We start from the raw sequence: 25340 nt of genomic DNA on the forward strand, positions 1-25340 counted from the left end.
GTGGGTCGAACGCCCGGCCAGGGCCCGGACCGGGAATGGTGGTGAGAGTTCGTTCCGGGCCGATCTGGGCAGGTGCCGGGCAACAGGTCCGGCAGAGGTGAGCCACAACAGTCCACAGTGGATCTCGAACCCCGGACCGCACGGCCGGCCGAGGCGGGGGACGGGCCGTCTCCGTCCTGGCCGGTCGATCGCGGAAGCCCGATGCGATTGGAGGCCTTCAGTGCCAGCGCTGGTATGGGAACGCGAGCAACGGGACAGGCGGAGGGGCGTGACCGGCATGGCCCGGCGTGACAAGGACAGCAACCAACGGTCGTGCTCGTCGACCGCCAGGTGGATCTCGGCTGACAGCTCGCCCCGAGACCGGCCGATCACCTCATCAACGACCAGGAGCAGCCGCACACCCCGATCTCCTCTGTCTGCCGCGCACTACCGTTGATCACTTGCTGGTGGTCCCGCGACCGGTTCCCGCCGCCGTGGGGCAGCAACCGACCAGTCGACGTCGCCGAGGGGAAGCCGGAGAACTCCACCCCACACGCTGTCGGACATGTGAATCCACTGTGGTGCGATGACGGAGACGTTGGGGCCGTCGCCATCCGCCGACACGGTCCGCGTCCCGCGCTCACGACAGGACCGACGCGCCGAGCACGGACATAAGTGACCCGGTGTGGGCTGGCACATCGCGCGAGTCGGGTGACATACCGTTTGTGCGCCACACCCGAACGGCCCAGCACCGCACCACCCACGATGGATGACCGCGCGATTCTCTCCTCGTGGCACGGTGATCCGCGGGGCGGCGGGAGCGCCGGCGCGGAACACCGCCGGTCACCGGGAGAGGAGCCGAAGGGCGTCCTCCCGTCGCCGCACCCTCCTCCCGACCGTTCGGCGGGTCGGGGAAACCACGTCTCGGGCCTACCGCGCGCCCGGTCGAACGGGCAAGCTCTACCCCCATGCCCGCCGTTCCCGGCCCGCGACGCCGGCCCACGCTGGACACGGTGGCCCGCGCCGTCGGCGTCTCCCGCGCGACCGTCTCCAACGCCTACAACCGGCCGGACCAGCTCTCCGCCCCGCTGCGGGCGCGGATCCTGGCGGTGGCCGACCAGCTCGGCTATCCGGGTCCCGACCCGGTCGCGCGCAGCCTGGCCACCCGCCGCAGCGCGGCCGTCGCGTTCGTGCTGGCGACGCCGCTGTCCACGGCCTTCTCCGATCCCGCCCTCACCACCGCGCTCGACGGACTCGCGTCCACTGTGGACGAACATGGGCACGGTCTGCTGCTCGTGCCGGGCACGGCCGACGCCGGTCCGCGCCCCGAGGCGGTGGCCAGGGCGCAGGCCGACGTCATCGTCCTGCACTCGCTCGCCGACGACGTGCCGGCCCTGCGCGCCGCCGGCCACCGCCGGTTGCCGCTGCTGGTCATCGACCAGCCCGTCGTGCCGACGGCGGCCAGGGTGGAGATCGACGACGAGGGCGGGGCGGCGGCCGCCGCCGAGCACCTGCTCCGGCTCGGCCACCGGCGGGTCGGGGTGCTGGCCCTCCCCTTCGCCCCCGACCACACCGAGGGACCCGCCGGAGAGGCCCGGCGCGCCACCGCCCGGTACCGCGTCAGCCGGGACCGGCTGGCCGGCTACCTGCGGACGCTGGGCGCGGTCGGCGCGGACCCGGACGCTCCGCCCGTGTGGGAGGCGACCAGTTCGGACCGGGAGGCGGGACGGCGCGGCGGGCGGTGGTTGCTCGGCCGGCGACCACGACCGACCGCGCTGCTGTGCATGTCCGACGAGCTGGCGCTGGGCGCGGTCCGGGCGGCCGGCGACCTCGGGCTGTCGGTCCCGGGGGACGTGTCGGTGGTGGGCTTCGACGACACGCGCGCCGCCGCGGCCAGCGACCCGCCGCTGACCACGATCCACCAGCCGCTGGCCGAGAAGGGCCGCCGCGCGGGGGAGATCGCCCTGGGTCTCCTCGCCGGCGACCCGCCCGGCCCTCCGGTGCGGCTCCCCACCCACCTCGTCGTCCGGTCCTCCACCGCGCCTCCGCGCTGACGCGCTCTCACTCCCGCGTCGACTACGCCGCCGGTGGCCCGGGCGGCGGTGGCCCCGACAACGGTGGCCCCGACAACGGTGGCCCCGACGACGGAGGTGACGACGACGGAGGCGATGGCGACGGACGTGAGGGCGACGGAGGCGACGGAGGCGACAGAGGCGGCGGCGCCGGCGGCGTGACGCGGGCGACGAGCAGGGCGGCCGGGACCATGAGGGCGACCAACCCGGCCACCGCCCCGAGGGCGACCGCCAGCGACGTCGCCTGGGCGATCGCGCCGACCAGGGGCGGGCCGCCGAGGAAACCGCTGTAGGACACCGTCGTCACGAACCCGATCTCCCGCGCGCCGCCCCGGCCCGTGGCGTGGCCGACCTGCCCCGCCAGCCCCAGCGCCACCGGGAACACGCCGGCGAGGCCGGTTCCCGCGAGGCCGAAGCCGAGGTAGGCGGCGGGCGCCCACGGAAGAGCGACGGCGGTCAGCAGCCCGGTCGCCGCGAGGACGCCGCTGGCGGCCAGCAGCCGGGTGGGGCCCCAGCGGCGTTCGACCCGCTCCCCGAACAGTCGGGTGAGGACCATCGCGACCGAGAACACCGCGTAGGCGACGGCCCCGGCGGACTCGCTGGTTCCCCGCTCCCGCACCAGGAACAGGGCCGCCCAGTCGGACGAGGAGCCCTCGCCGACCGCCGCGCACAACGTCACCAGGCCCAGCAGCCACAGGACCGGCCGCCGCACCGGGGACGGCCCGACCAGGGGCAGTCGGCGAGCCGCGGGCGCGGTGGGCGCGCCCGGCACCGACCGCGCCACCGACGCCAGCAGGAGCAGTCCCAGCGCCGTCACGAGCGGGAAGTGGAGGCTGGGCGGCAACCCGGCCCCGGCGGCCAGCGCCGCCCCGCCCGAGCCCAGCAGGCCGCCCGCGCTGAACCCCGCGTGGAAGAACGGCATCAGCGGCCGGCCCAGCTCCCGCACCGCGACCACCGCGGCCACGTTCATGGCGACGTCGAGGAACCCGGCCGACACCCCGAGGGCGAACCACGAGGCCCCGAGCCGCGCCGGGGAGGTCGCGAGCCCGAGGACCGGCAACAGCAGGGGCGCGGCCGTGCCGGAGAGCGCGACCACGCGCCGCGCCCCGAACCGGGCCGTCACGCGACCGGCCAGCGGCGCGCCGACCACGAGGCCGAGCATCATGCCCAGCAGCGCGAACCCGAGCGCGCCCGGGTCGGCCCCCGCCCGCTCGGCCAGGGCGGGCACCCGGCCCGCCCACGACCCGTGGACCACCCCGTTCAGCAGGAAGACCGACGTCACCGCGGTCCGCGACGAGACCAACGCGCACCCCCGACCGAAGGCTCCGAGCGGACCAGCATGGCGGACGCCACGCCCCTGACGAGATCCCCAGGACGGGTCACGTGAGCGGCCGGCGTCACACCCGTTCGCCGGAAACCCGGAGGGCGACCGGTCCGTACGATCCGGGAAACGCGGTGAGGAGATCACCGCCGGTTTGGGGGTTCGCTGACCATGTCGAAGAAGGGGTGGAGACGCGGGGTCCTGGTCACGGGGGGAGTCCTGACCGTGGGCGTCGTCGTCGCCGGCATCAGCGTCTTATGGCCGTCCGACAAGAAGGGCCCGCCTCCGAGCGCCGCCGCGACGAGCACGGCGGAGCAGGGGGTGACCGCCGAGTCCGCCGCGCGGCAGTTCCTCACGGCGTTCGCCAACGGCGACGCCCGCACCGCCGCGTCGCTGACCGACGCCCCGGACACGGCCGAGGCCGCGCTCAGGGACACCCGCGAGGCGCTGCGGCCGGCCTCGGTCCTGACCTCGGTCACCTCGGTCTCGGTCAAGGACGCGGCGGCGTCGGCCACGGCGGGCTACTCGGTCACCTGGCAGCTCGGCGGCGAGCGGACCTGGGCCTACGAGGGCTCGATGGAGGTGGTCCGCACCGACCGCTGGCGCGTCCGCTGGGCGCCGGGCGTGGTGCACCCGAAGCTCGCGGCGAACCAGAAGCTCGCCCTGCGCGTCGACCAGATCGGCCCGGCCGTGGTGGACCCGGCGGGGCAGCCGCTGCTCGCCTGGGACGTCGGTGTCGCCGTGCTGCTGGACCGGCGGCAGGCGACCAACCTCGACGACGTGGTGACGAAGCTGTCCACCGCGATCTCCCCGGTCGACGCCAAGGTCACGAAGCAGTCCATTGTGGACGGATTGGCCACGGTCATGTCCGGGCAGCCCTACGAGGTGGCGACGCTGCCGGAGGCGGAGTACCAGCGGATCAAGCCGCAGATCTACAACCTCCCCGGGGTGTCGTTCCAGAGCAGGAGCGCCCTGCGCGGCGTGGACCCCGAGCTGCGCTCCTACCTGATGGGCAGCATGCACAAGGCCCTGGAGGGCAAGGACGCCGGCAGCCGGGGATGGCGCGTGGTGGCCGTGGACGACGCCTCCGGCGGCGAGACCGTGCTGCACCAGCAGGAGGGCAAGGCGACCACTCCGATCACCGCGACGCTCCGATCGGAGATCCAGAAGGCGGCGCAGAGGGCCCTGGCGGCCCAGCCGAAGGCCGCCGCGCTCGTGGCGATCGCCCCCTCCTCCGGCGAGATCCTCGCCGCGGCGCAGAACGCGGCGGCCGACCAGCTCGGCGACGTGGCGCTCCAGAAGCGGGTCCCGCCCGGCTCCACGTTCAAGATGGTCACCGCCTCGGCGGTGCTCCAGAACGGACTGGCCACACCGGACACCCCGTTGCCCTGCCCAGGAACCACGCGCGTGGGCGCGAGGACGCTGCCCAACGAGAACAGGTTCGACCTCGGCACGGTGCCGCTGCGCACCGCGTTCGCCGCGTCGTGCAACACCACGTTCGCCGAGTTGGCGGCGAAGCTCCCCGCCGACGCCCTGCCCACGGCCGCCGCGCAGTTGGGTCTGGTCGCCGACTACGACGTCCCGGGAATCACCACCCTCGCGGGGTCGGTCCCGACCTCGCCGGAGGACGCGCAGCGCGTGGAGGACGCGATCGGGCAGGGCAGGGTGGAGACCAGCCCGTTCGGCATGGCCGTGGCCGCCGCGACGGTCGCGGCCGGCCGGAACGTCTCCCCGGTCCTGTTGCGCGGACGGCGGACGTCGGTCTCCGGTGCGATCGCCCCGCCGCCCGCCACCGCCCTCCCGGCGCTGCGCGGCATGATGCGCGAGGTCGTGACCTCGGGAACCGCGAAGGAACTCGCCGGGATCGCCGGGCTGCACGGCAAGACGGGCACCGCGGAGTACCAGGACGACGGCCGCTCACACGGCTGGTTCGTGGGTTTCCGGGGCGACGTGGCGTTCGCCGTGCTCGTCATGGACGGCGGATCGTCCAAGCCGGCGGTGCGCATCGCGGGGGACTTCCTCAACGCGGTCGGCTGAGCGCCGTGGCGGGGCGGTGAAGGGGCGGTGAGAGTCCCCGCCGCCGGTCGTCCCCACCCCCGCCGATCGGCGGGGGTGGGCACCCTCCACTTTCGGTGGGGCGCCCCACCATCTCCTAGTCTCGCCCGCGACGACGACGGCCAGGACGCCGACGGGGGATCCCGGCGCCACCAGCGGTCGTTCGTCGGACGGCCGGCCGGTCGGCGGGAGAACACGCGTCGGGGGGACGCGTCGGGGGTCCGCCGCCCGGCCGGCCGAGCGGTCGGCCCCGGCCATCGAGTACTACTGGGGCGTGACGAATCGTGGCTGGGGAACGCGCGGCCGCCGGCCCGGCGCGCCCCGACGTGACATGCCGGAACGACCGACGACCGGGGAACACCGCGACCGGGACGACGCGGCGCTGGTCGACGAACTGCGGCGGCTCGACGGCGGCCGCTACGGGCAGTACCGGGGCCTGGGCGGGCGGTGGCGCTTCCCCGGCCACGTGCTGGAGGTGGCCCGTGTCCAGGCCGACCCCTACGCCCCGCCCAGCAGACTCGTCGTCACCGTGCCGGCCGAGGTCGCCGAGCTGCCCCGCGACCTGTGGGACACGCCGGTCAGGGCCAGGGCGCTGGCCGGCTACCTCGTCCGCCAGGTCGGCCGTCGGCTGCCCGAGCACGGCTTCCGGCTCGACGTGGGCGGCCAGGAGGTGCTGGACCGCTCCTCCTGCCGGGTCGAGGACGGCCGCGTGGTCCTGCGCCTGGGCATGGACCTGCCGGGCAGGGGCCGGGTGATCGACGGCAGGGCCGCCGAGCGGATGCTGTGCCGCGAGCTGCCGGCGGCGGTCTCCGCCGGCGCGCGCTGGGCCGCGCTGGACCAGGAGGAGGCGCGGGCGTTCGTCGACTCGGTCGAGGACACCGACGCGCTGCGCAGGGCCCTGCCCGAGCTGGGTTTGGTGGCGTTCGTCGCCGACGGCGCGGTCCTGCCCCGGCGCAGCGGGGTCGACGACCGGCCGCTGCCCGGCGGCGGGGTGCCGTTCGAGTCGCCCGAGTCGCTGCGGGTCGCGGTGGACCTGCCGCACCGGGGGCGGGTGACCGGAATGGGCGTGCCGGAGGGCGTCACGCTCGTCGTCGGCGGGGGATTCCACGGCAAGTCCACCCTGCTGCGGGCGCTGGAGAAGGGCGTCTACGACCACGTGCCCGGTGACGGGCGCGAACTGGTGGTCTCCCGGCCGGACACGGTGAAGATCAGGGCCGAGGACGGCCGCCGGGTGACCAGGGTGGACGTCAGCCCGTTCGTCGCGCACCTGCCCACGGGCGCGGACACCACCGACTTCTCCACCGACAACGCGTCGGGCTCGACCTCGCAGGCCGCGTCCATCATGGAGGCGTTGGAGGCGGGCGCCGGGGTGTTGCTGGTGGACGAGGACACCGCCGCGACCAACCTGATGATCAGGGACGCGCGGATGCAGGCGCTGGTGGCCAAGGACAAGGAGCCGCTCACGCCGTTCGTGGACCTGGTGCGGCCGTTGCACCGCCGGCACGGCGTGTCGACCGTGCTCGTGGTGGGCGGCTCCGGCGACTACCTCGACGTGGCCGACAGGGTGGTCATGATGGACGCCTACCGCCCGGTCGAGGTCACCGCGCGCGCCCGCGAGCTGGCCGCCACCCCGACCGGACGGCACGTGGAGGGCTCCGGGTTCGACAGCCCCCGCCGCCGCGTGCCCGACCCGGGGTCGGTCGAGGCGGAGTCGGGCGGCCGCGTCCGGATCCGCAACCGGGGAGCCGACGCGCTGGTGCTGGGCGAGTCCGAAGTGGACCTGCGCGCGGTCGAGCAGATCGTGGACCCCAGCCAGGTCACCGGCATCGGGCTGGCGGTCCTGCGCTGCCTGCGGGCCGGGCACCTCGACGGCGCGGCCACGGTGGCGGAGGTCCTCGACCGGCTCGACGAGGACCTGGGCGCGGACGGCGTGTCGGTGCTGCTGGGCGAACGGTCCCTGGACGACTTCGTGGTGCCGCGCCGGCACGAGGTCGCGGCGGCGCTGAACCGCCTGCGCACGCTGCGCGTCCGCGAGTTGGTCTGAGCGACGGCCCGTCCCGGCTCCCCGCGGGGAGCCGGGACGGGCCGCGTCGTCCTCGACCGGCACAGCGAGCGTCCACTGAGATCCCACTGAGAGTCCACTGTGGACGCTTCGTCGCGTGCCCGTCGGGAGTCCGATCACTGGGTGATCGAGGTGACTGAGGCGACGGGGGAGTGGGCCGATCGGGACGTCATGACGTGCTCCCGCTCGTCGAAGGCAGGGCGCGCGGCCCTCGCGCTCCCGACGCGTCGGCTCCGGCCCGCTCCTGCGGCTGGTTCAGCGCCGGCTGGCTCAGCTCCGGCTGGTTCAGCGCCGCGGCGCGGAGGCGGTGGTGAAGCCGCCCCACGCGTTCGTGCGCGCCCACGCGGCGAAGAAGGCGTTCCGGGTCTGCCACACCCCGGTCACGTCCTCGGCGACGGCCGCGGCGTCCGTGGCGGTCCGGCTCACCCACTGGGTCACCGGGTCCACGGTGTCCCGCACCGCGACCGGCTCCCACCCGCGCCGTGGCTCACCCGTCAGTCCCACGGAGCGGGCGTCGAACGCGTACCACCGGGTCGACCACTGCTGACCGGACATGGCCTGGTTGCATCCCTTCTCGTCGGACCGCCCCACCCCCGGGGCCGGTCACCGCCACCGCGCCGCACAGCTCCACGAAGCGACGCGAATCACATTCTCAACCATGTGCGCACAGTTGATTACTCAGGGTGGCGACACGAGAAGGGGTGAGCGGGACGTGCCCTGACCAGGGCACCACTGGTCGCCGCACGTGGCGGGACGGCTCCTCACGCCGCTCGGAGAGCGCGGACGAGGACGTCTCCACCGGCCTCGACACCCGCGCTGGTCCGGTGGGGCGCGCGGGACGGGCGCGCCCAGTGGGACGCGGCGGAGGAGTAGTTCCGGAGAGGTACGGCCGAATTGCTCTGCGGGGCGACGACGTTCGGCACATGACGACGGAGCGGCGCGGTGCGACGATGCGTTCGTGCACCTGTGCGAGGCCCCGACCCGAAAGGGTTGGCCTTGCCGCCGGCGAGTGACGCTGGCGACGGGCCGTTGTCACTTACACGCCGACCTCGACGGGGCGTCCCCCGGACCGCCCCCCGACGTCGTGGCGTCCGGGAACGGCGCGGGTCCGCCGCACGACGCGGGCCAGCCGGACGGCGTGGTCGACCTGCGACGGTTCCGGATCGTCAGCGTGGCCGAGCGCGCCGCGAGCGCGGCGTGGCGTCGGGCCGCGCAGCAGCGCTTCGCCGAGGTGGTGGGCGCTCCGATCTGGGAGACCCTGCGTGCCGGGCCGAGCACGCCGTGCTGCCGCCGGCTCGCGTTGATCGCCCGCCTGCTCGTGGGGCTGCGGCCCCGTCGACGGGTCGCGGTGGCGACGGTGGTGCGCCAGGCGTTGCGACTGCGCCGCAACTCCACGCTGGAGCGCTTCGCGGTGGCACGGGTGGCCGAGCGCATCGCGGTGCCGGGAGCGGAGGGCGTGGTGGCCACGGCAGGAGCGGTGCGGGCGATGGGCATCGTGCTGTGCGCGCTCGACGGCGGACTGTCCTCGTGCGCGTGCCTGTGGGACCTGGTGGGCTCCGGGACGCCGACCGAGGCGGACCTGTCGGAGTTCCTGTGGCGCTCGGCGTTGGACGACCTCGTGCGGCCGTGACCCTTTCGGGGGCGGCGCGTCAGTCGCCGAACACCTCGGCCAGCAGCGGGAGCTGCTCGGCGGCCCACGGGCTGATCGCCCACGGCGCCACCCTGCCCAGCTCGGCCAGCTCCGACCAGGGCGCCCACCGCCACTCGACGACCTCGTCCGGGTTGGGGACCGGCTCGCCGGCGGCGGTGGCGCGGAAGACCGGGCAGACCTCGTTCTCCACGGTCCCGTCCGGGGCGGTGGCGCGGTAGGCGAAGTCGGGCAGCACCAGCTCGACGTCGACGAGGTCGAGCCCCAGCTCGTGCCCGGCCCTGCGCCGCACCGCGTCGGCCAGCTCCTCGCCGGGGGCGGGGTGGCCGCAGAACGAGTTCGTCCACACCCCTGGCCAGGTCCGCTTCGCCAGCGCCCTGCGGGTGACCAGCACGTTGCCGCGCCCGTCGAACACGTAGCAGGAGAAGGCCAGGTGCAGCGGGGTGTGCGCGTGGTGGACGGTGCGCTTGTCCGCCGTGCCGACCGGACGACGGTGCTCGTCCAGCAGCACCACCCGTTCGGGTGGGGTGGCAGCGGACACGTGTCCTCCTCGACGTCGACGGACCGGGGCGACCCCGCGGGCGGAGGTTACGCCGCGTGGCGGCCCTCATGCCACTCGGCGGACACCGGGCCGATGACCGGGTGATCGCCACGGCGGGGCCGGTCACGGACCTCGTCCACAGTGGACCTTGGTGGCGCGGGGGCGTCGCGGCGCGCGCCGAGGACGAGCCGGGCGCGGGGGTCGGAGGAGCCGGGCGCGGCGCGCGCTCGCCGTCCTCCCCGCCGGCGACGCCGACAGCCGGGCGATCTTCACCGGGCCGGGCTTCACCCCGCCGAACCGGCCGCCGATGCAACGACGGTGGACGGATATCCCGAGTTCGTTCCGCCGTGGCCCCCGCTGCACACCCGCGCGATCGAGTCGACCTGGATCGAGGACTGCGTGCACTGGCACGGATTCGTCGAGGGGAGCCGCCGGTACGTCGTGCTGCACAGCCCGGACGAGGTCGCCAACTGGCTGGGCGGCGAGCTGGAGGCCCGCGCGGCCGACCTGCCCGTCGTGCCGCCGAACGACCGCGAGGTCGTGGACTTCGACGACGAGGACGCCCTGGAGTACTGGCACGTCACGAACCTGATCGTGGCCAGCAGGGGCGACTCCATCTGGCAGACGGTGCGCACGAAGGCCGGTCCCGCCGTCACCCTCCGCGCCGAGGCGCGCACGCCGGTCACCTGCGACGACCCGACCCACCTCGCCGGCCCCTGACCCGGCGGGTCCGTTCCCCGGCCCGCGCGGCCCGCGCGGCCCGCGACGTCAGCGCCGACGGGCGTGGACGCTCCACAGTGGACTGGGGGCGCTCAGGGCCCCGTCGCCGCTGAGGCGCGCGGTCCGAGCGGACTGGCGCGCCACGACCACACCGCCCTCACGTAGGACCGGACGATCACGCGGACGCGCAGGGCGGTGTCGCGCCAGTGCGGCGGGGCGAACACGTCGAAGTCGACGTGCTCCCACTCGTCGAGGACCAGCAACGCCAGGCGCGTGAACAACCGGGGGAACTCGCGACTCGTGGGGTGCAGGTGGTCCCAGTAACCCCATCCCTGCTCGAAGAGCCGGCGGGCGCGCGCCGCCTGGAAGCGGAAGAGCTGCCGGACCTCCGGCGAGCAGCGGCCCTGGCGCGCCGCCCGTTCCAGGTCGATGCGTTCCAGGTCGAACCGGTACAGGTCCTCCAGCGGGAGGTAGAGGCGGCCCAGCGCGAGGTCCTCGACGAGGTCGTGCACGCAGTCGACGAGCTGCAACGCCACGGTGATCGGCGCCAGCAGCCGTTCGGCCTCCTCGCTCCTGGGCTCCAGGATGACGTTGGCCCACGCGGCCGTGCTCGTGGCCACCGCGTGCACGTACCGCTCGAACTCCCCGTAGGTGGCGAACTCGGTGGCCCCGAGGTCCGTGCTCCACGCGCGCAGCGTCGCGGTGACCGCGTCGCCCGGGATGTCCCAGGTCCGCATGGTGTGCGCCCAGGCCCGCGCCACCAGCTCGCCCCGCCGTTCGTGCGCGGAGCGGGCCGGCTCGGCGGGCTCGCCGGCGAGCACCGCGCCCAGCCGGCGCAGCCAGCGGTCGTAGCGCTCGGCGCGTTCGTCGACACCGGACCCGAGGTCGTCCAGAATGTCGTCGGTATAGGTGATGAACGCGCCGAGCGCGGAATAGTACGGACGTTTCGCCGGTGGCAGCCAGAACAACAGCGCGTGGTATCCACCGGCGCGTTCCCTGCCCGTGCGGAAACATTCCGCGTAGGCGGACCGCAGCCGGGGGTCCCGCAGCCCCGCCGCGTCCAGACAACGCCTGACCACCGGTTCACCTTCCGTGCGCCAGATCCGGAAGGCCCGACTCTATCCGCCTGACGGCGGACGACACCACGAGTGACTTGTCCCCATTTCCGGGTCATCTGCCGGACGGTGGGTGACGACCCCGTGACGGCGCTGCGCCGTCGAGGGGACCGGTCTCGACCGAAGCGGTGAGCTGGTCGGGGCGGAGGTGTGTGGCCAGGGGCAGGCCGGCGAGGCCCGCGTGTCAGCTCGGTTCCTGACCCGTTCCGGACCCGTTCCGGACCCGTTCCGGACCGGCCTCAGACCACGGCCCTGACCGGCTCCGTGTAAACCCGGTTGATGCTCGTGCCCAGCTCAGCGATGTTCGCGCCGTAGACGTGGATCGACACGGCCAGCGTGTCGCCGCAGTTGCGCACCTTGTGGATGTCCTCCTCCGGCGGCACCAGCCAGCAGACCTCGCCCGGCGCGTTCCGCTCCGTCCCGGTCTCGACGAGCACGCGCTCGTCGGCGTCGAAGTGGTAGCGGATCTCCTCCTCCTGGCCGGTGAGCACCCCCACCACGCACCAGCAGACGTGGCTGTGCACGGGCGTCTCCTGACCCGGCAGCCACACCAGCGACACGACCGAGAACCGGCCCTCGGGGTCCACGTGCACGAGGTGCTGCCGGTAGGCCTCGGGATCGGGCTCCATGTGGCGCGCGTCGAGCACGTCCCCGCTCCGCAACAGTTTCTCCAGGCGCCGCGCCGCCTGTTCCGCCCGCGTTTCCGGACCGATGTCCGCGGAATGCATTCGCTCCAGATCGGCCACGAAGTCCCGCATCGCTGAGGTCAACATATCGGCCTCCGGTTCGGTGGGGGTTTCCTGCGACCGAGCATGGCGGCGCGCCATCCCCCGGTCCAATCACCGTTCGTCGCTCCGACCCCAAGCGCCGCTTATAGGAGCAGGTGGCCGACCATTAGCCGGGTTACGGGCGGTTCGCGGGAACCCAAGTCGTGGTAATGGTTGACGGATGTTGGAACTGCGCCATCTGCGGGTGCTGCGGGAGATCTCCCGCACCGGGTCCTACTCGGCGGCCGCGCGGAACCTCGGCTACACCCAGCCGGCGATCAGCCAGCAGATGAAGGCCCTCGAACGGGCCTACGGCACGCCGCTGGTGGTGCGGACCGGCCGGCGGATCGCGTTCACGGAGGCGGGGCGGGAGCTGGTCCGGCACGCCAGGACGATCCTCAGCAGCGTGGCCGCCGCCGAGGCGACGCTGACCGCGCTGGCCAACCTCCGGTCGGGGACGGTCCGGCTGGTCTCGTTCCCCAGCGGGAGCGCGAGCCTGGTGCCGGGCACGGCCGCGACGATGCGACGCCGGCACCCCGGCGTCCGGCTGTCGCTGACCGAGGCCGAGCCGCCGGAGTCGGTGCGCATGGTCAGGGAGGGCGAGTGCGACCTGGCGCTGACCTTCTCCTACCCGGAGGACGACGACGACGCGGTCGACCTGGTGCGCATCCCGTTGGTGTCCGACCCGCTCGTGGCGTTGCTGCCAGGGGGCCATCCGCTGGCGGAACAGACCGTCGTGCGGCTCACCGACCTGGCGGGGGAGTCGTGGATCGCCGGCTGCCCCCGGTGCAGCCAGCACCTGGTGCAGGTGTGTGGGGAGACCGGCTTCACCCCGGACATCGCCTTCTCCACCGACGACAACCTCGCCGTGCAGAGCCTGGTCGCCAAGGGGCTGGGCGTCGCGGCGTCCCCCGGGCTCGTGCTGAGCTGCGTGCGGCGGACGGACCTGGCGGTGCGGCCGCTGGAACCGACCACCTACCGGGAGATCGCGGTGGTCACCTGGCCGGACCACGTCCGGGTGCCGGCGATCAGGGCCACGATCGACGCGCTGCGCGAGGCCGCGCGGGCTGCCAGGGCGCACGGCCCGTGGTACGACGAGTTCACCGCCTCCGCCTCCTCCGCGGTCGCCGGCTCCCAGGCGCCCGGGGTGGCCGAGGCGGCCGAGGTGACCGAACTGTCCGAAGTGGACGAATAAGGCCCGGTGGCGCTCCGGCTCGTCTGGCTGGCCGCCGCACCGCCCCGGACAGGCCGGACACGTCAGGGAAGCCCCGGTGCCGCCGCAGACCCGACACCGTCATCCGCCGCCTGTCCAGAACACCCAGGACAGCCCCCACCCGCCCTGGGGGGCGAGCCCTGCTCCAGCCTATCGGCTCCACCACCCGGCCCCAAGGACAAGCCGGCGCCCTGTGGACAACCACAGCGCCTGTGGATAACTCTGTCCCTCGCACGGGCGAAAGCCTTGACATGGGCCCCGACAAGGCCCTGACAGGACGGAGGAGCGAGCCTCCTTCCCCCCTCGCGGTGCCGTCACCCGGCGTGACCATGATCGTCATGGCCGCCATGACGTTGGCCGCCGTCCCGTTCCTCGTGCGTCGAGAAACGGTTCGTGCTCCCAGAAACGGTTCATATTTCTAGAAAGGTTTCGCGCTCTCGAAAACCGCGCACTCACACGAACAGTGGCACCGCGAGGCCAGACCCGCACCCGCCTCCCAAGCAGCGGGGCACTGCGCTCAGTAGGGCGTGGTGGCGACGGTGAACCGCGCGATCGACCGGATCACCAGGCTCCCGTCCGGCTCCCGCAGGGCCTCCAGCGCCGCGCCGACCTCCCGACGGACGATCGGCACGAGGAAGTGCGGCACACCCTCGAAGTACTCGCGCGCCGGCGTCGACCAGATCCACGCCCACCACTGCTCGGGCCCGGAGAAGCGGGTCACCACCGGCTCCTCCCTGGTGTGGGCGAAGGCGAAACCCGCCCGGCGCAGCATCGCGTGCACCCAGTCCACCGTCCAACATGGACTGTCCGTCGCCAGCCAGCCGCCCGGCCCGCCGCCGTGGGGCCGCACGTTCGCGTCGAACACCTCCACCCACCGCGGGTCCGGCATCCCCCACCACGGCACCACGAAGCGCCCGCCCGGCCGCAACAGCTCCGCGCACCGCGCCGCCACACGCTCCGGCCAGGGCGACAGACAGGTGGCGATCCCGGCCAGCGCGAGGTCGAACGTGCCCTCGACCAACGCCACCGGATACGGCGGCCCCTCAGCCACATCCCCGGTCGCCACCCAGCAGTTGTCCAACCCGTCGTCGACCACCGTCAGCGCGGCCCGTCGCGTCATCCCCGCCGACACGTCCATCCCGACCACCAGGCCGGACGGCCCGACGGCGGCCGAGGCCGGCGCCAGCGCCTCGCCCGCCGCGCAGGAGACCACCAGAACGCGCTCGCCCGGCCGCGGCGTGCCGTGTCGGACCAGGCGCCCGGCCAGCTCCGCGAAGTGCCGCACCCCCGTGCGCTCCCACCAGGGCGCGCAGCGGTCCAGCACGGCGGCGAGGCGACGCGCGCGGTCGTGGGCGGACGGGACCGCGCTGGCGGGCATCGGCGCTCCGCGGACCTTCCTCAGGGACGCTGGCGGATCAGGCGAGGTACTCGTCGTAGTAGGCGTCGAACAGGCCCGCCGCGTCCAGCGTCTCGTCGACCAGCCGCACGTGGACGCCGGCCGGCAACTGCGCGGCCCGCCGGCACACCTCCTTGGCCACCACCAACAGGCCCGCCCGCAACACGTCCGAACCCCGGTTCGGGACGCCCTCGTCCTCGAACAGCCCCAGCCACCGCCCGTCGCCGAGCAGGAGCACGGCCGTGCCGTCGGGCAGCGTGTACCGCACCCCCACCCCGGGCACGGGGGTGGCCGCCGCCTCGCCACGCCCGTCGGACAGCGGGGCGAAGTCCCGCGGCGTGAACCCGGCCAGCAGCACCCCGTCCGGAAGCGAGGACAGCTCCTCCGCCTCCAACACCGGCCTGCCCAGGCAACCCACCACCAGGAACGGTCGGGAACGCTCCAACGCCGCCCGCGCGGTCCGCGCCGTCTCGAAGCCCCGCTCCGCCGCCTGGATCAGCGTCCCCACATCCGGGTCGACGACGATCACGCGGCAGCCCGTGGCCCGCAACTGCTCGGCGAGGCGGGAACCGAGAGGGCCGTAGCCCACCAGCAGGACCCGGCGGCCGACGAACTTCTCGCCGGGCAACAGCGTGCGCAGCCGCCGCAGGCACGCGTCGGCGATCTCGCTGTGGCCCAACTGCGTGCGCAGCCGGGAGCGCGCCATGTCGAACACGGGGAACCCGGGAGCGACGCGGGTGAGGCGGGCCAGACCGGCTTCGGTGAGTTCCACGGCCGCGTCCGGGTGTTCCTCGGTCAGTCCCGGGTTGGGGCAGAACGCGCCGCCGTGGTCGATGACCAGCACGCGCCGGCCCGCGGCGTGCGCCCTGCGGACGAACTCCTCCACGTCGGCGCGCACCGCCCTGGCGTGCCGGTTGTCGGCGGTGCTGGGCAGGGAGCCCAACGTCACCCGCTCGTCGAGCACGTCACTGTGGTAGCCGCGCCGCAGGAACCACGCGTGCACCCGGTCCCTGCGCAGCGTCTGGTCACCGGTGGACAACGCGTAGATCCACTCGCGGCGCAGCCCGGCGCGCTCCGCCGCGAGCAGGAACCCGACGCTGTTCTCCGTGTAGGCGTCCCGGAACACCAACGCCCAGTCGGCCAGCGCCGGATCCGGTGTCGCGTACCGGGCCAGCAACGGCATGGCCGACCACAACGCCCTGAGTTCGGCGTCGGTGAAGCTCGCGCCCCGCTGGCGCAGCTCGGCGCCCAGCCACCGGGCCACCGCCTCCGCCCGGCCCCCTGGCCGGCCCGACGCGGTGATCACGACCTGCCAGCGGGAGACCGGCGGCACGACCGGCTGCACGGTCTCCGGCGCGCCGGCCGGCAACGGCGCGACGTGCACCTCCACCTGCTCGCCCTCGACGTCCAGGACGAACCGTGACGCCGACGGCCCCGGCGCGGCGCGGTCCCGCCACGCCTGGGCGGGCGGCGCCCCGAACTCGCCGGCGGAGTCGTTGACGATCCGCTCGACCTCGTGCGGCGGGTACGGACCGGTGAGCACGTCGACCCGAGGCGGACACTGCGGCCCGGGATTCCCCCAGCCGGGCGTGCGCGGAGGAGGGATCAGGGCGTCCAGGCTCACGGGTGTCGACCTCCGGATCGGGCGACGTCGCTGGTGGTGCCGACGGTGGGGGCGGTGCGGGGGGCGTGGGGCGTGCTCCCGCCACCCGGCGGTCCGGCCGTCGGTGGGCACGCGGGGCACGCCAGGACTGTCGGCACTGCTCGTCCCGCCTCCTTCGGTGCGCGCGTGACGGCACCAGTCTTCGCGTGACAGTTGTTGCCAGCATCTGGCTGTTGACGAGTCTTGGGATAGGACATCCGTGCCCAGCCGTGCAGTGGCGGGCGGGGCTGAACGGAGCACATCGCGTCCCCTGTCATCAGTCACTCGACTGGCTTTCACGCTGTAGTGGATAAACTACGAAACGTGCTGGTCGGACGGGAACGGGAGCAGCGGGAACTGGCCGAACTCGTCACCAGGGCGGTCAACGGGCGCAGCGGGGCGCTCGTCCTCCGCGGCGCGGCCGGGATCGGCAAGAGCGCGCTCCTCGCCGACCTCGCCCGCCAGGCGGCGTCCCGGGTCGACGTGCTGCGCGCGTCCGGCGTCGAGACCGAGGTCAACCTGCCGTTCGCGGCGCTGCACCAGTTGCTGCGCCCCCTGCTCGGCCGCCTCGACCGGCTGCCCGGCCCGCAGGCCGCCGCGCTGCGCGCCACGTTCGGGCTGGAGAGCGCCCCCGCCGACCGGTTCCTGGTGGCCCTGGCCGTGCTCAGCCTGTTGGCTGACGCGGCGGAGGACCGGCCGTTGCTGGTGCTGGTCGACGACGCCCACTGGCTCGACGGCGCCTCGGCCGACGCCCTGCTGTTCCTCGCCAGGAGGTTGGACGCCGACGGCATCGCGCTCGTCCTCGCCGCCAGGGACGACGACGCCCGGCCGTTCCCCGCCCCCGGCCTGCCCGAGCTGCGGCTCGGTCCGCTGACCACCGCCGCGGCCCAGCGCCTGCTCGCCCAGACCATGCCCGGCACCGCGGCGGCCGCCAGGGAACGCCTGCTCCACGAGGCGGCCGGCAACCCCCTCGCGCTGCTCGAACTGCCCACCGCGCTCACCGCGGAGCAGTTGCAGGGCAGCGCGCCGCTCCCCGAACACCTGCCCCTCAGCGAACGGCTGCACCGGCTGTTCCTGCACCGCGCCACCCGGCTGCCCGCGCGCACCCGCTGGATGCTCCTGCTCGCCGCGGCCGAGGACGGCGGCGACCTGGCGACCGTGCTGGCCGCCGGCGGCTCCTCGGCCGGCGGCATGGAGGCCCTGTCCCCGGCCGTGGACGTCGGGCTGATCTCCGTCGACGGCAGGGAGCTGCGCTTCCGCCACCCCCTCGTGCGCTCCGCGCTCTACCAGGCGGCCAGCTTCCCCGAACGGCAGTCCGCGCACCTCGCCCTGGCCGCCGCCCTCGGCGAGGGCGACGACCGCCGGGTCTGGCACCGGGCCGCCGCCGTGGTCGGCAGCGACGACGGCGTGGCCCAGGAACTCGCCGAGGTCGCCGGCCGCGCCCGCCGGACCGGCGGCGTGGCCGTGGCCACCAGCGCCCTCGAACGCGCCGCCGCCCTCGCCTCCAGCCCCAGGGCCCGCGCCTGCTGGCTGATCCAGGCCGCCGAGTGCGCCTGGTCGGCCGCCGAGGCCGGCCGGGCCAGCATGCTGCTCGACCGGGCCGAGTCGATGACCACCGAACCCGAGCTGCGCGGCCGCGCGGCCCGCGTCCGGGGCGCGATCACCCACGCCAGCAGCTCACCGGCCACCGCCTGCCGTGTCCTGTTGGAGGGCGCGCGCCTGGTCCTGCGCGCCGACGCCATGCTCGCCGGCGAGATGCTCGTGATGGCGGCCAGGGCGGCGTGGGTGGGCAACGACCCGGCCACGCTGACCGAGATCGCCGGGTTGGTCGGCCAGATCGACCCGGAGGGCGTCGGCCCCGCCGGCGAACTGCGCCAGCACCTCGGCTGGCTGGGCCAGCCCCGCGCCACCGAGGGCGGCGCACCCCCCGAGGGGAAGGGCGCGCCCCACGCCGGCCTCCTGGCCTGGTTGCGGGGCACCGACCCCAAGCCCTGGGTGTGGCCGCCCACCTTCCTGCCCCACCTGGTCGACGACGCCGAGACGGCGCTGGACGGGCACGAGCGCGCGGTCGTGCTGCTGCGGACCAGGGGAGAGGCCGGCGCGCTGCCCATGGCCGTCGCGCCGCTGGCCGCCCTCCAGCTCACCACGGGGCGCTGGACCAGCGCGATCGCCAACGCCACCGAGGCGCTCGCCCTGGCCGACGACACCGGCCAGCTCGCCGTCGCCTGCCAGCTCAGGGCCCAGCTCGCCTGGCTGGCCGCCGCGCGCGGGGACTTCGCCCGCTGCCGCGAGCTGGCCGACGCGGCGCTGCGCGGCGCCGTGCCCCGGCGCATCGCCTGCGCCGTCGCCACCACGCACTGGGCTCTGGGCATGTGCGCGCTCGGCGAGGGCGAGCCCGCGCGCGCCGCCGCCCTGCTCCGCGAGGTCCTCGCGCCCGGCCAGCCCGCCGAACACTTCATGGTCTCCTGGCTGGTGCTGCCCGACCTCGTCGAAGCCTGGTCCCGCGCCGGCGACCACGCCAAGGCGCGGGCCGCGCTGCAACAGTTCGAGGACCGGGTCGCCGACCTCGACCTGCCGCGACAACGGGGACTGCTCCGGCGCAGCGCCGCGCTCGTCGCCACCGGGGCCACCGCGGAACGGCTCTTCCGCCAGGCCCTGGAGGAACCCCCGCCCTCCCCGTTCGAAGTCGGCCGCACCCACCTGCTGTTCGGCGAGTGGCTCCGCCGCAGCCGCCGCGTCAAGGCGGGGCGCGAACACCTGCACACCGCGCTGACCCACTTCCGCCTCCTCGGCGCGACCCCGTGGGCCGAACGCGCCACCGCCGAACTCCGCGCGGCCGGCCACCGAGGCGCGGAACCGGTCGACACCACCGCCACCGTGTCGCAACTCACCCCACGCGAACTCCAGATCGTCCGCTTCGCGGCCCAGGGCATGACCAACCAGCAGATCGCCGCCCAGCTCTTCCTCAGCCCCCGCACCGTCGGCTACCACCTCTACAAGGTCTTCCCCAAGCTCGGCGTCACCTCCCGGGGCCAGCTCCGCGACCTCGACCTCGACCGGCCCGAATCCTGAGGATCACCGTGCGCCGCAACGGCTTCCCCGGCCGCCGGCCACCCCGGTCCACTCCGCCGATCCCCGGCCGGTGATCCCCGATTTGGAGCACGGCGACGCGATCTGTTACGGTTCTCCTCGTCAGCGAGCAAGGCCCCGTCGTCTAGCGGCCTAGGACGCCGCCCTCTCAAGGCGGTAGCGCGGGTTCAAATCCCGTCGGGGCTACAGGGCTGGGAGGGCCGTGTGCCGAGGTTTCGGCACGCGGCCCTTTCGCCATGATTTTGGGGGGCCGAGCCCCCCATACCCCCCACGAACCGCTGGTTGCTTTTCTTTTGGCCCTTCGCTTCGCTCGGGCCTGTTGCCTTTTCCTTTTCGGGGCCTCGGCGCTTCGCGCGAGGCCTGCTGCACCGTGGGCCTTGGCGCTTCGCGCAAGGCCTGCGCTACGCGCTTCTTCGGGGCCTTGGCGCTTCGCGCAAGGCTGCCGCACAACCCACTCACCTTGCTGTGCCCTGGAGCATTGGGGGCCTCGGTGCTTCGCACGAGGCTGTGGCAGCGGGTGATTTGCTCTGGAGCATGGGTGGGGCCTCGGCTTTCGCGCGAGGCTGTCGCACGGCCTACTCACCTTGCTGTGCCCTGGGGCACTGGGGGCCTTGGCGCTTCGCGCAAGGCTGCCGCACGGTCTACTCACGTTGCTGTGCCCTGGAACATCGGGGGCCTTGGCGCTTCGCGCAAGGCCGTCGCACAACCCACTCACCTTGCTGTGCCCTGGAGCATTGGGGGCCTCGGTGCTTCGCACGAGGCTGTGGTAGCGGGTGATTTGGTCTGGAGCATGGGTGGGGCCTTGGCGCTTCGCGCAAGGCTGCCGCACAACCCACTCACCTTGCTCTGCCCTGGGGCACTGGGGGCCTCGGCTTTCGCGCGAGGCCTGGGCACTATGGGCTTTGGTGCTTCGCGTGAGGCCTGCGCGCCACGCGCTTTCTCGGGGCCTTGGCGCTTCGTGCGAGGCTGTCGCACTCGCCTGCTCACGGTGATCTGCTTGGACATTGGGGGCTTTGGCGTTGGCGTGAGGCCTGCGCACCGCCTCGTTCTTGGGCCTCGGTGCTTCGCACGAGGCTGTGGCAGCGGGTGATTTGGTCTGGAGCATGGGTGGGGCCTCCGCTTTCGCGCGAGGCTGTCGCACCCGCCTGCTCACGTTGCTGTGCCCTGAAGCATTGGGGGCTTTGGTGCTTCGCGTGAGGCCTGTGCACCGCGCACTTTCTTGGTGCCTTGGCGCTTTGCGCGAGGCTGTCGCACGGCCTACTCACCTTGCTGTGCCCTGGGGCACTGGGGGCCTCGGCTTTCGCGCGAGGCCTGGGCACTATGGGCTTTGGTGCTTCGCGCAAGGCCTGTGGGCCACGCGCTTCCTCGGGGCCTCGGTGCTTCGCACGAGGCTGTGGCAGCGGGTGATTTGGCCTGGAGCATGGGTGGGGCCTCCGCTTTCGCGCGAGGCCTGCGCATCGCGTGGTCACCTTGCTCTGCGCTTGCTTTGCGCAAGGCTGTCGTACGACCTGCTCACGTTGCTGTGCCCTGGAACATTGGGGGCCTTGGCGCTTCGCACGAGGCTGTGGCAGCGGCCTGCTCACGGTGATCTGCTCTGGAACATTGGGGGTTTTGGCGTTGGCGTGAGGCCTGCGCACTACGTCGTTCTTGGGTCCGGGCGCTTCGCGTAAGGCTGTCGTACGACCTGCTCACCTTGCTCTGCTCTGGAGCACTGGGGGCCTTGGGGCTTCGCTTGAGGCCTGGGTACCACGTCGTTCTTGGGCCTTGGCCATGGACCTGCTCACCGTGCCTTCGTCGGGAGCATGGGGGCTTTGGTGCTTCGCGCGAGGCTGTGGCAGCGGGTGATTTGGACTGGAGCATGGGTGGGGCCTTGGGGCTTCGCTTGAGGCCTGGGCGTCGGCTGCTCGCCTTGCTCTGGGTCTGGGTGTTGGTCGGGGCCTCGCGGGGTCACGGGGCGTGGGCTTTTTTGCTTTCGCCTTGTGTGGTTCTGGGAATGGCGTGGCCGTGCTGGGGCCGTAGGGTTGCCCGGGGTCGGGGTGTGGCGGGTGTTCGGCATTCCGATGGGGATGCCCCGCTCGGGGCTGCTCGGATGGGCGGGGCTCGTCCGCCATGTTGTTCCTGCTCTCTCTGGACAGCCCCCACCCGCCCTGGGGGGCGACCCCACGACCAGCCTAGCGGGCATGACCCGGCTGCCGCAGCGGGGAAAGCCCGAGCTGTGGACAACTCGACGGCCTGTGGATAACTACCCGCTTTCGGCTCCTCGCGCCAACCACCTGCCAACCCCCGGCCTGAGCGATCGCGTGGGCCTGGGAATGGCCCGAAGCGCCTTCACCCGCAGTCATTCAGATGATCTTCATCCCGTCGTGCCCCCTCGGGTCGATACCGAGGAGGAGCCGGCGTGGTGGATGGACAGTCCTGTGAGGACAAGAAGTCAGGTGTGGTGGTGTGGAAGAAGAAGAGAGTGTGGAGTGTCCACAAGGGATAGAACAGGGCAAGGTGGGAGAGTGCTCTGTGGACTGTGGGCCGTGGGAGCGGTCGGCGGTGGCCTGTGCGGCGGTCGCTCCGGGGCCTAGGGTGGGGGAATGCGCGTCGTGTCGTTGTTGCCGGCGGCCACCGACATCGTGGCGGAGCTGGGGTTGTTGCCCGCGCTCGTGGGGCGCACCCACGAGTGTGACTGGCCGCCGGGCGCGGTGGAGTCGGTCCCGGTGGTGACGGCGAGCGGGATCGACGCCGAGCGGATGGGCAGCCGGGAGATCTCCGACGCGGTCGGCGGAGCCCGGCACGGCGGCTCCTCGCTGTACACGCTGGACACCGGGCGTCTCGCCGAGCTTCGGCCCGACGTGGTGCTGACCCAGGACCTGTGCGACGTCTGCGCGATGTCGTACCGGAGCGTGGCGCGGGCGGTGCGCGTGCTGGAGGGTGACACGCGCGTGGTCAGCCTGGAGCCGAGGACGTTGGACGAGGTGTTCGGCTGCGTGGAGAGCGTGGCCGCCACGTTGGGTGTGGCCGAGGTGGGCCGGGAGGTGGCCGCGCGCCTCCGGGCCAGGGTGGACGCGGTGCGCCGGCGGGTGGCGGGACGTCCCCGCCCGACGGTCGCCGCGATCGAGTGGCTGGACCCGGTGTGGCCCGCGGGGCACTGGGTGCCCGACCAGATCGAGGCGGCCGGCGGGGTGTCGCTGTTGGCCGGCAGCGGTGAGCACACTGACCGGATCGAGTGGACCCGGGTGGTCGAGGCGCGGCCGGAGGTGGTGGTGATCCAGCCGTGCGGGTTCGCTCCCGACCGCACCATGGCCGAGCTGCGGTCGTTGACCGAACGGCCGGGCTGGGCGGACCTGCCGGCGGTCCGGGCGGGACGGGTGTGGGTGCTGGACGGTCCCGCCTACTTCAACCGCCCGGGTCCCCGGGTGGCGCGCGGCGTCGAGGTGCTCGCGCACGTCCTGCACGACCTGCCGGTGGAGCCGGCGGTCACCACCGCCGAGGCGCGACGCCTGCCCACCGCGCCGTGAGCACGAGCTGGCCGCCGTCGTCCCGGCTCTCCACGGGCAGGCCGAGGGACCTCATCGTTCGGATCATGGCGGTGTTCTCGGCGGACGTGCAGGCGTAGACCTCGCGCAGGCCGGCGGCCCTGGCCTCGGCGACCAGCCGTCGGGCCAGGTCCCCGCCCAACCCGCGCCCGTGCAGGTCGTCGCGCACGAGCAGGGCGATCTCCCCTCGGTCGCCGTCCCACATCAGGTTGGCCAACGCGACCACCTCGCCGGCGTCGTCGACCCCCACGAGGGCGTGCCCCAGCTCGGGCGTGAGCAGGCGGCGCAGCTCCCGGTCCGGCGGCGGGCCGCCCTGGCGGTACCGCCGGTACAACGTCTCGGCCGAGCACCGCGAGTGCAGCTCGCGCACGCCGGCGAGGTCGTCGCGTCGCGCCGGGCGGACCGTGATCATCTTCTCCTCGACGCGCAGCGGGTCGGTCGCGGGGCGGGGCACGGGTGCCAGTGCCACGGCCAGGTCCGCCATGGCCCTGGCCCTGGCGAACTCGGCGGGGGTGAACGGCACCCCGGCCCTGGACAACACCAACACCCCGTGCTCCGGCACTGTCAGGTACATCGTGCTCCCCACGACGCCGCCCGGCTGGGTGGCGGGGTCGAGCAGCCCGACCTCCTCCGGGCTCCTGCGGTGCGCCTCGTCGGCTCCCAGCAACGCGGCCAGCACGTCGGGCAGCTCGTGCGGCGCGCGGGCCAGCCGCGTGGCGAGGGTGAGGGTCCTGGTGGGGGTGTCGTTCAGGTCGTGCACGTCGGCGGGCGTGACCAGCGCGTCCCTGGCGCCGGCCCTGCCGACGGCGTGCGCCAGGTCGTCGGCGGTCACCGTCGCCGGCGCGTGCACGAGGAACTCGTCCACGGTCCCGGTGTAGGTGGGGTGGACCTGCATCGTGCGGATGTTGACGTGGAGCTGGGCGAGGCTGTCGGCGAGCACGGCCAGCCGTCCCGGGGTGTCGTCCACGGCGGCGCGCAGCCGCCAGAGCACCGCGCCCTCGGCGGTCCCGCGCCGCCGGCCCCGGCGGGCCAGCCAGGTGCGGTGGACGACGGTCGCCACCACCATCGCCACGCCGAGCCCGACCAGGCTGATCGGTCCCCAGGCGTGCAGGCCGACACCGGTGGCGAACAGGTGGGCCACGCCGGCGGTGACGAACAGGGCCGCGAGTTCGACGATCTCCCGTCGCCAGGAGGTGTGGGCGGGGGTGCCGTGGGACGCGGTGACGTCGTGGGCGGGGGTGCGCGCTGCCATGACGACGAGCGTGGGGGAGCGGTGTTGCGTGCGATGCGGCGCGCGGTGACAACGGGGTAAATCGATCCAGCGGCGGTGTCACCTCACCGAAACAACAGTGGGGTGGCGCACCCGGGCGTGTTCAGCGTCGGGGCAGCACGCCGTCCAGGACCTGCTCCAGTCCCGCGCGGTAGGTGTATCGGGCCTCCAGTTCCCGGGAGCGGCCGACGAGCGCACCCAGGTGCGGCAGGGTCTCGGCCCCCTGCCGGGCGACCTGGCTCTCGACGAAGTGGGTGGGGGAGCGGTCCTCCGGCTCGGTGCGCAGCGCGGCGGTCACCATCACGTCGCCCGCGGTGAAGTTCCAGATCGTCCGGTGGGCGGTGAACGCCTCCTCGACCGTCATGCCGCAGGCCACCAGGGAACCGAGGATCTCCTCGGTCATCCACACCGCGGACGGGCCGACGAGGCGGCCCCTGGCCAGGATCGCCACGACCCACGGGTGCTGGAGGAACGCCTCGCGCATCAGCTCGCAGACGGCGACGAGCCGCTCCCTGGGGTCCTCGGGCAGCGGTGGGCGGGGCAGGTCCTCCGCCACCGCCTCCATCACCAGCGCCAGCAGCTCGTCCTTGTCCCGCACGTGGTGGTAGAGCGCCATGGGCGTGGTGCCCACCTCGCGGGCGAGCCGTCGCATGGACAGGGCCTCGACGCCCTCCCTGGCGATGATCTCGTGCGCGAGGGCGACGATCCGCCGGCGGGAGAGGCCCCGCTGGCGTCCCGGAGTGCTGGACCGCGTGCTCATCGGCCCATTCTCGCCGGCGTCGCGGTCGGGATCGCAGGGTCTCCTCCTCGGGTGAGGGTGGCCTAAATATACGCGTATAGTTCTCGCCTCGGTGGGCGCCCCGGCGGACGGGACCACCGACAGCGGCGCGGGGCCGCGGTGCGCAGCCGTTCCTGGCGCGCCGCC

At 73.8% G+C, this 25340-nt stretch carries 17 protein-coding genes and 1 tRNA gene; 9 read left to right on the forward strand and 9 right to left on the reverse strand.

The window, feature by feature from the left end:
- The first annotated feature begins 947 nt into the window (after positions 1 to 947).
- Positions 948 to 2033 (forward strand): LacI family DNA-binding transcriptional regulator, encoded by a 1086-nt coding sequence (locus tag LX15_RS07095; RefSeq protein WP_253668689.1) that lies wholly within the window; start codon positions 948 to 950, stop codon positions 2031 to 2033.
- 22 nt (positions 2034 to 2055) lie between these two features.
- Here LX15_RS07095 and LX15_RS07100 read toward each other — a convergent pair whose 3' ends face one another.
- Entirely contained in the window at positions 2056 to 3354 is a 1299-nt protein-coding gene (locus LX15_RS07100; RefSeq protein ID WP_253668690.1) for an MFS transporter, read from the reverse strand.
- Positions 3355 to 3597: 243 nt separating this feature from the next.
- Between LX15_RS07100 and LX15_RS07105 the strand changes: the two genes are divergently transcribed.
- Complete coding sequence (locus LX15_RS07105; protein WP_253668691.1) at positions 3598 to 5409, forward strand: penicillin-binding transpeptidase domain-containing protein; 1812 nt, start codon at positions 3598 to 3600, stop codon at positions 5407 to 5409.
- Positions 5410 to 5758: 349 nt separating this feature from the next.
- The gene (locus tag LX15_RS07110; RefSeq protein WP_253668692.1) at positions 5759 to 7471 is read left to right on the forward strand and encodes an ABC-ATPase domain-containing protein; all 1713 of its coding nucleotides are present in this window, start codon (positions 5759 to 5761) and stop codon (positions 7469 to 7471) included.
- Between the two features lie 303 nt (positions 7472 to 7774).
- Here the strand turns inward: LX15_RS07110 and LX15_RS07115 are convergent, their stop codons facing one another.
- Positions 7775 to 8044: a hypothetical protein gene (locus LX15_RS07115; RefSeq protein ID WP_253668693.1), complete on the reverse strand. Its 270-nt coding sequence runs from the start codon at positions 8042 to 8044 to the stop codon at positions 7775 to 7777.
- A gap of 529 nt (positions 8045 to 8573) precedes the next feature.
- Between LX15_RS07115 and LX15_RS07120 the strand changes: the two genes are divergently transcribed.
- Positions 8574 to 9119, forward strand: coding sequence for a hypothetical protein (locus LX15_RS07120; RefSeq protein WP_253668694.1), 546 nt, complete (start codon positions 8574 to 8576; stop codon positions 9117 to 9119).
- Between the two features lie 19 nt (positions 9120 to 9138).
- Here LX15_RS07120 and idi read toward each other — a convergent pair whose 3' ends face one another.
- Positions 9139 to 9678, reverse strand: coding sequence for an isopentenyl-diphosphate Delta-isomerase (idi, locus tag LX15_RS07125; protein ID WP_253668695.1), 540 nt, complete (start codon positions 9676 to 9678; stop codon positions 9139 to 9141).
- Between the two features lie 318 nt (positions 9679 to 9996).
- Between idi and LX15_RS07130 the strand changes: the two genes are divergently transcribed.
- Positions 9997 to 10398, forward strand: a complete 402-nt coding sequence (locus LX15_RS07130; RefSeq protein WP_253668696.1) for a hypothetical protein — start codon at positions 9997 to 9999, stop codon at positions 10396 to 10398.
- 92 nt (positions 10399 to 10490) lie between these two features.
- Here the strand turns inward: LX15_RS07130 and LX15_RS07135 are convergent, their stop codons facing one another.
- Entirely contained in the window at positions 10491 to 11477 is a 987-nt protein-coding gene (locus LX15_RS07135; protein WP_253668697.1) for a phytoene/squalene synthase family protein, read from the reverse strand.
- Between the two features lie 275 nt (positions 11478 to 11752).
- The gene (locus LX15_RS07140; RefSeq protein ID WP_253668698.1) at positions 11753 to 12286 is read right to left on the reverse strand and encodes a cysteine dioxygenase family protein; all 534 of its coding nucleotides are present in this window, start codon (positions 12284 to 12286) and stop codon (positions 11753 to 11755) included.
- A 175-nt stretch (positions 12287 to 12461) separates the two neighbouring features.
- Here LX15_RS07140 and LX15_RS07145 point away from each other — a divergent pair, with 175 nt between their 5' ends.
- A complete protein-coding gene (locus LX15_RS07145) occupies positions 12462 to 13475 on the forward strand; it encodes a LysR family transcriptional regulator (protein ID WP_253668699.1) in 1014 nt (337 codons plus the stop codon).
- Between the two features lie 535 nt (positions 13476 to 14010).
- On the opposite strand, the gene LX15_RS07150 is transcribed toward LX15_RS07145, so the two are convergent.
- Together LX15_RS07150 and LX15_RS07155 are read right to left on the reverse strand one after the other, a co-directional pair.
- The gene (locus tag LX15_RS07150) at positions 14011 to 14871 is read right to left on the reverse strand and encodes a class I SAM-dependent methyltransferase (RefSeq protein ID WP_253668700.1); all 861 of its coding nucleotides are present in this window, start codon (positions 14869 to 14871) and stop codon (positions 14011 to 14013) included.
- A 37-nt stretch (positions 14872 to 14908) separates the two neighbouring features.
- Entirely contained in the window at positions 14909 to 16513 is a 1605-nt protein-coding gene (locus LX15_RS07155; RefSeq protein ID WP_253668701.1) for an NAD(P)-dependent oxidoreductase, read from the reverse strand.
- Between the two features lie 342 nt (positions 16514 to 16855).
- Here LX15_RS07155 and LX15_RS07160 point away from each other — a divergent pair, with 342 nt between their 5' ends.
- The 3 genes from LX15_RS07160 (at position 16856) to LX15_RS07170 (ending at position 23127) form a co-directional block, all read left to right on the forward strand.
- Positions 16856 to 19603 carry an ATP-binding protein gene (locus tag LX15_RS07160; protein ID WP_253668702.1) on the forward strand — a complete coding sequence of 916 codons (2748 nt, stop codon included), beginning with the start codon at positions 16856 to 16858 and terminating at the stop codon, positions 19601 to 19603.
- Positions 19604 to 19734: 131 nt separating this feature from the next.
- Positions 19735 to 19807: transfer RNA gene (locus LX15_RS07165), tRNA-Glu, on the forward strand.
- A 2396-nt stretch (positions 19808 to 22203) separates the two neighbouring features.
- Positions 22204 to 23127 (forward strand): cobalamin-binding protein, encoded by a 924-nt coding sequence (locus LX15_RS07170; protein WP_253668703.1) that lies wholly within the window; start codon positions 22204 to 22206, stop codon positions 23125 to 23127.
- Here LX15_RS07170 and LX15_RS07175 read toward each other — a convergent pair.
- Together LX15_RS07175 and LX15_RS07180 are read right to left on the reverse strand one after the other, a co-directional pair.
- The gene (locus LX15_RS07175) at positions 23087 to 24397 is read right to left on the reverse strand and encodes a GNAT family N-acetyltransferase (protein WP_253668704.1); all 1311 of its coding nucleotides are present in this window, start codon (positions 24395 to 24397) and stop codon (positions 23087 to 23089) included. The genes LX15_RS07170 and LX15_RS07175 overlap by 41 nt on opposite strands.
- 121 nt (positions 24398 to 24518) lie before the next feature.
- Positions 24519 to 25175 carry a TetR/AcrR family transcriptional regulator gene (locus tag LX15_RS07180; protein WP_253668705.1) on the reverse strand — a complete coding sequence of 219 codons (657 nt, stop codon included), beginning with the start codon at positions 25173 to 25175 and terminating at the stop codon, positions 24519 to 24521.
- Between the last annotated feature and the right edge of the window lie 165 nt (positions 25176 to 25340).

The organism is Streptoalloteichus tenebrarius (assembly GCF_024171885.1).
Taxonomy (GTDB): Bacteria; Actinomycetota; Actinomycetes; order Mycobacteriales; family Pseudonocardiaceae; genus Streptoalloteichus; species Streptoalloteichus tenebrarius.

Coding starts and splice junctions, on each gene's coding strand:
- LX15_RS07095 (WP_253668689.1), top strand. CDS start 948: ATGCCCGCCGTTCCCGGCCCGCGACGCCGGCCCACGCTGGACACGGTG.
- LX15_RS07110 (WP_253668692.1), top strand. CDS start 5,759: ATGCCGGAACGACCGACGACCGGGGAACACCGCGACCGGGACGACGCG.
- LX15_RS07115 (WP_253668693.1), bottom strand. CDS start 8,044: ATGTCCGGTCAGCAGTGGTCGACCCGGTGGTACGCGTTCGACGCCCGC.
- LX15_RS07140 (WP_253668698.1), bottom strand. CDS start 12,286: ATGTTGACCTCAGCGATGCGGGACTTCGTGGCCGATCTGGAGCGAATG.
- LX15_RS07145 (WP_253668699.1), top strand. CDS start 12,462: ATGTTGGAACTGCGCCATCTGCGGGTGCTGCGGGAGATCTCCCGCACC.
- LX15_RS07150 (WP_253668700.1), bottom strand. CDS start 14,871: ATGCCCGCCAGCGCGGTCCCGTCCGCCCACGACCGCGCGCGTCGCCTC.
- LX15_RS07170 (WP_253668703.1), top strand. CDS start 22,204: ATGCGCGTCGTGTCGTTGTTGCCGGCGGCCACCGACATCGTGGCGGAG.
- LX15_RS07175 (WP_253668704.1), bottom strand. CDS start 24,397: ATGGCAGCGCGCACCCCCGCCCACGACGTCACCGCGTCCCACGGCACC.
- LX15_RS07180 (WP_253668705.1), bottom strand. CDS start 25,175: ATGAGCACGCGGTCCAGCACTCCGGGACGCCAGCGGGGCCTCTCCCGC.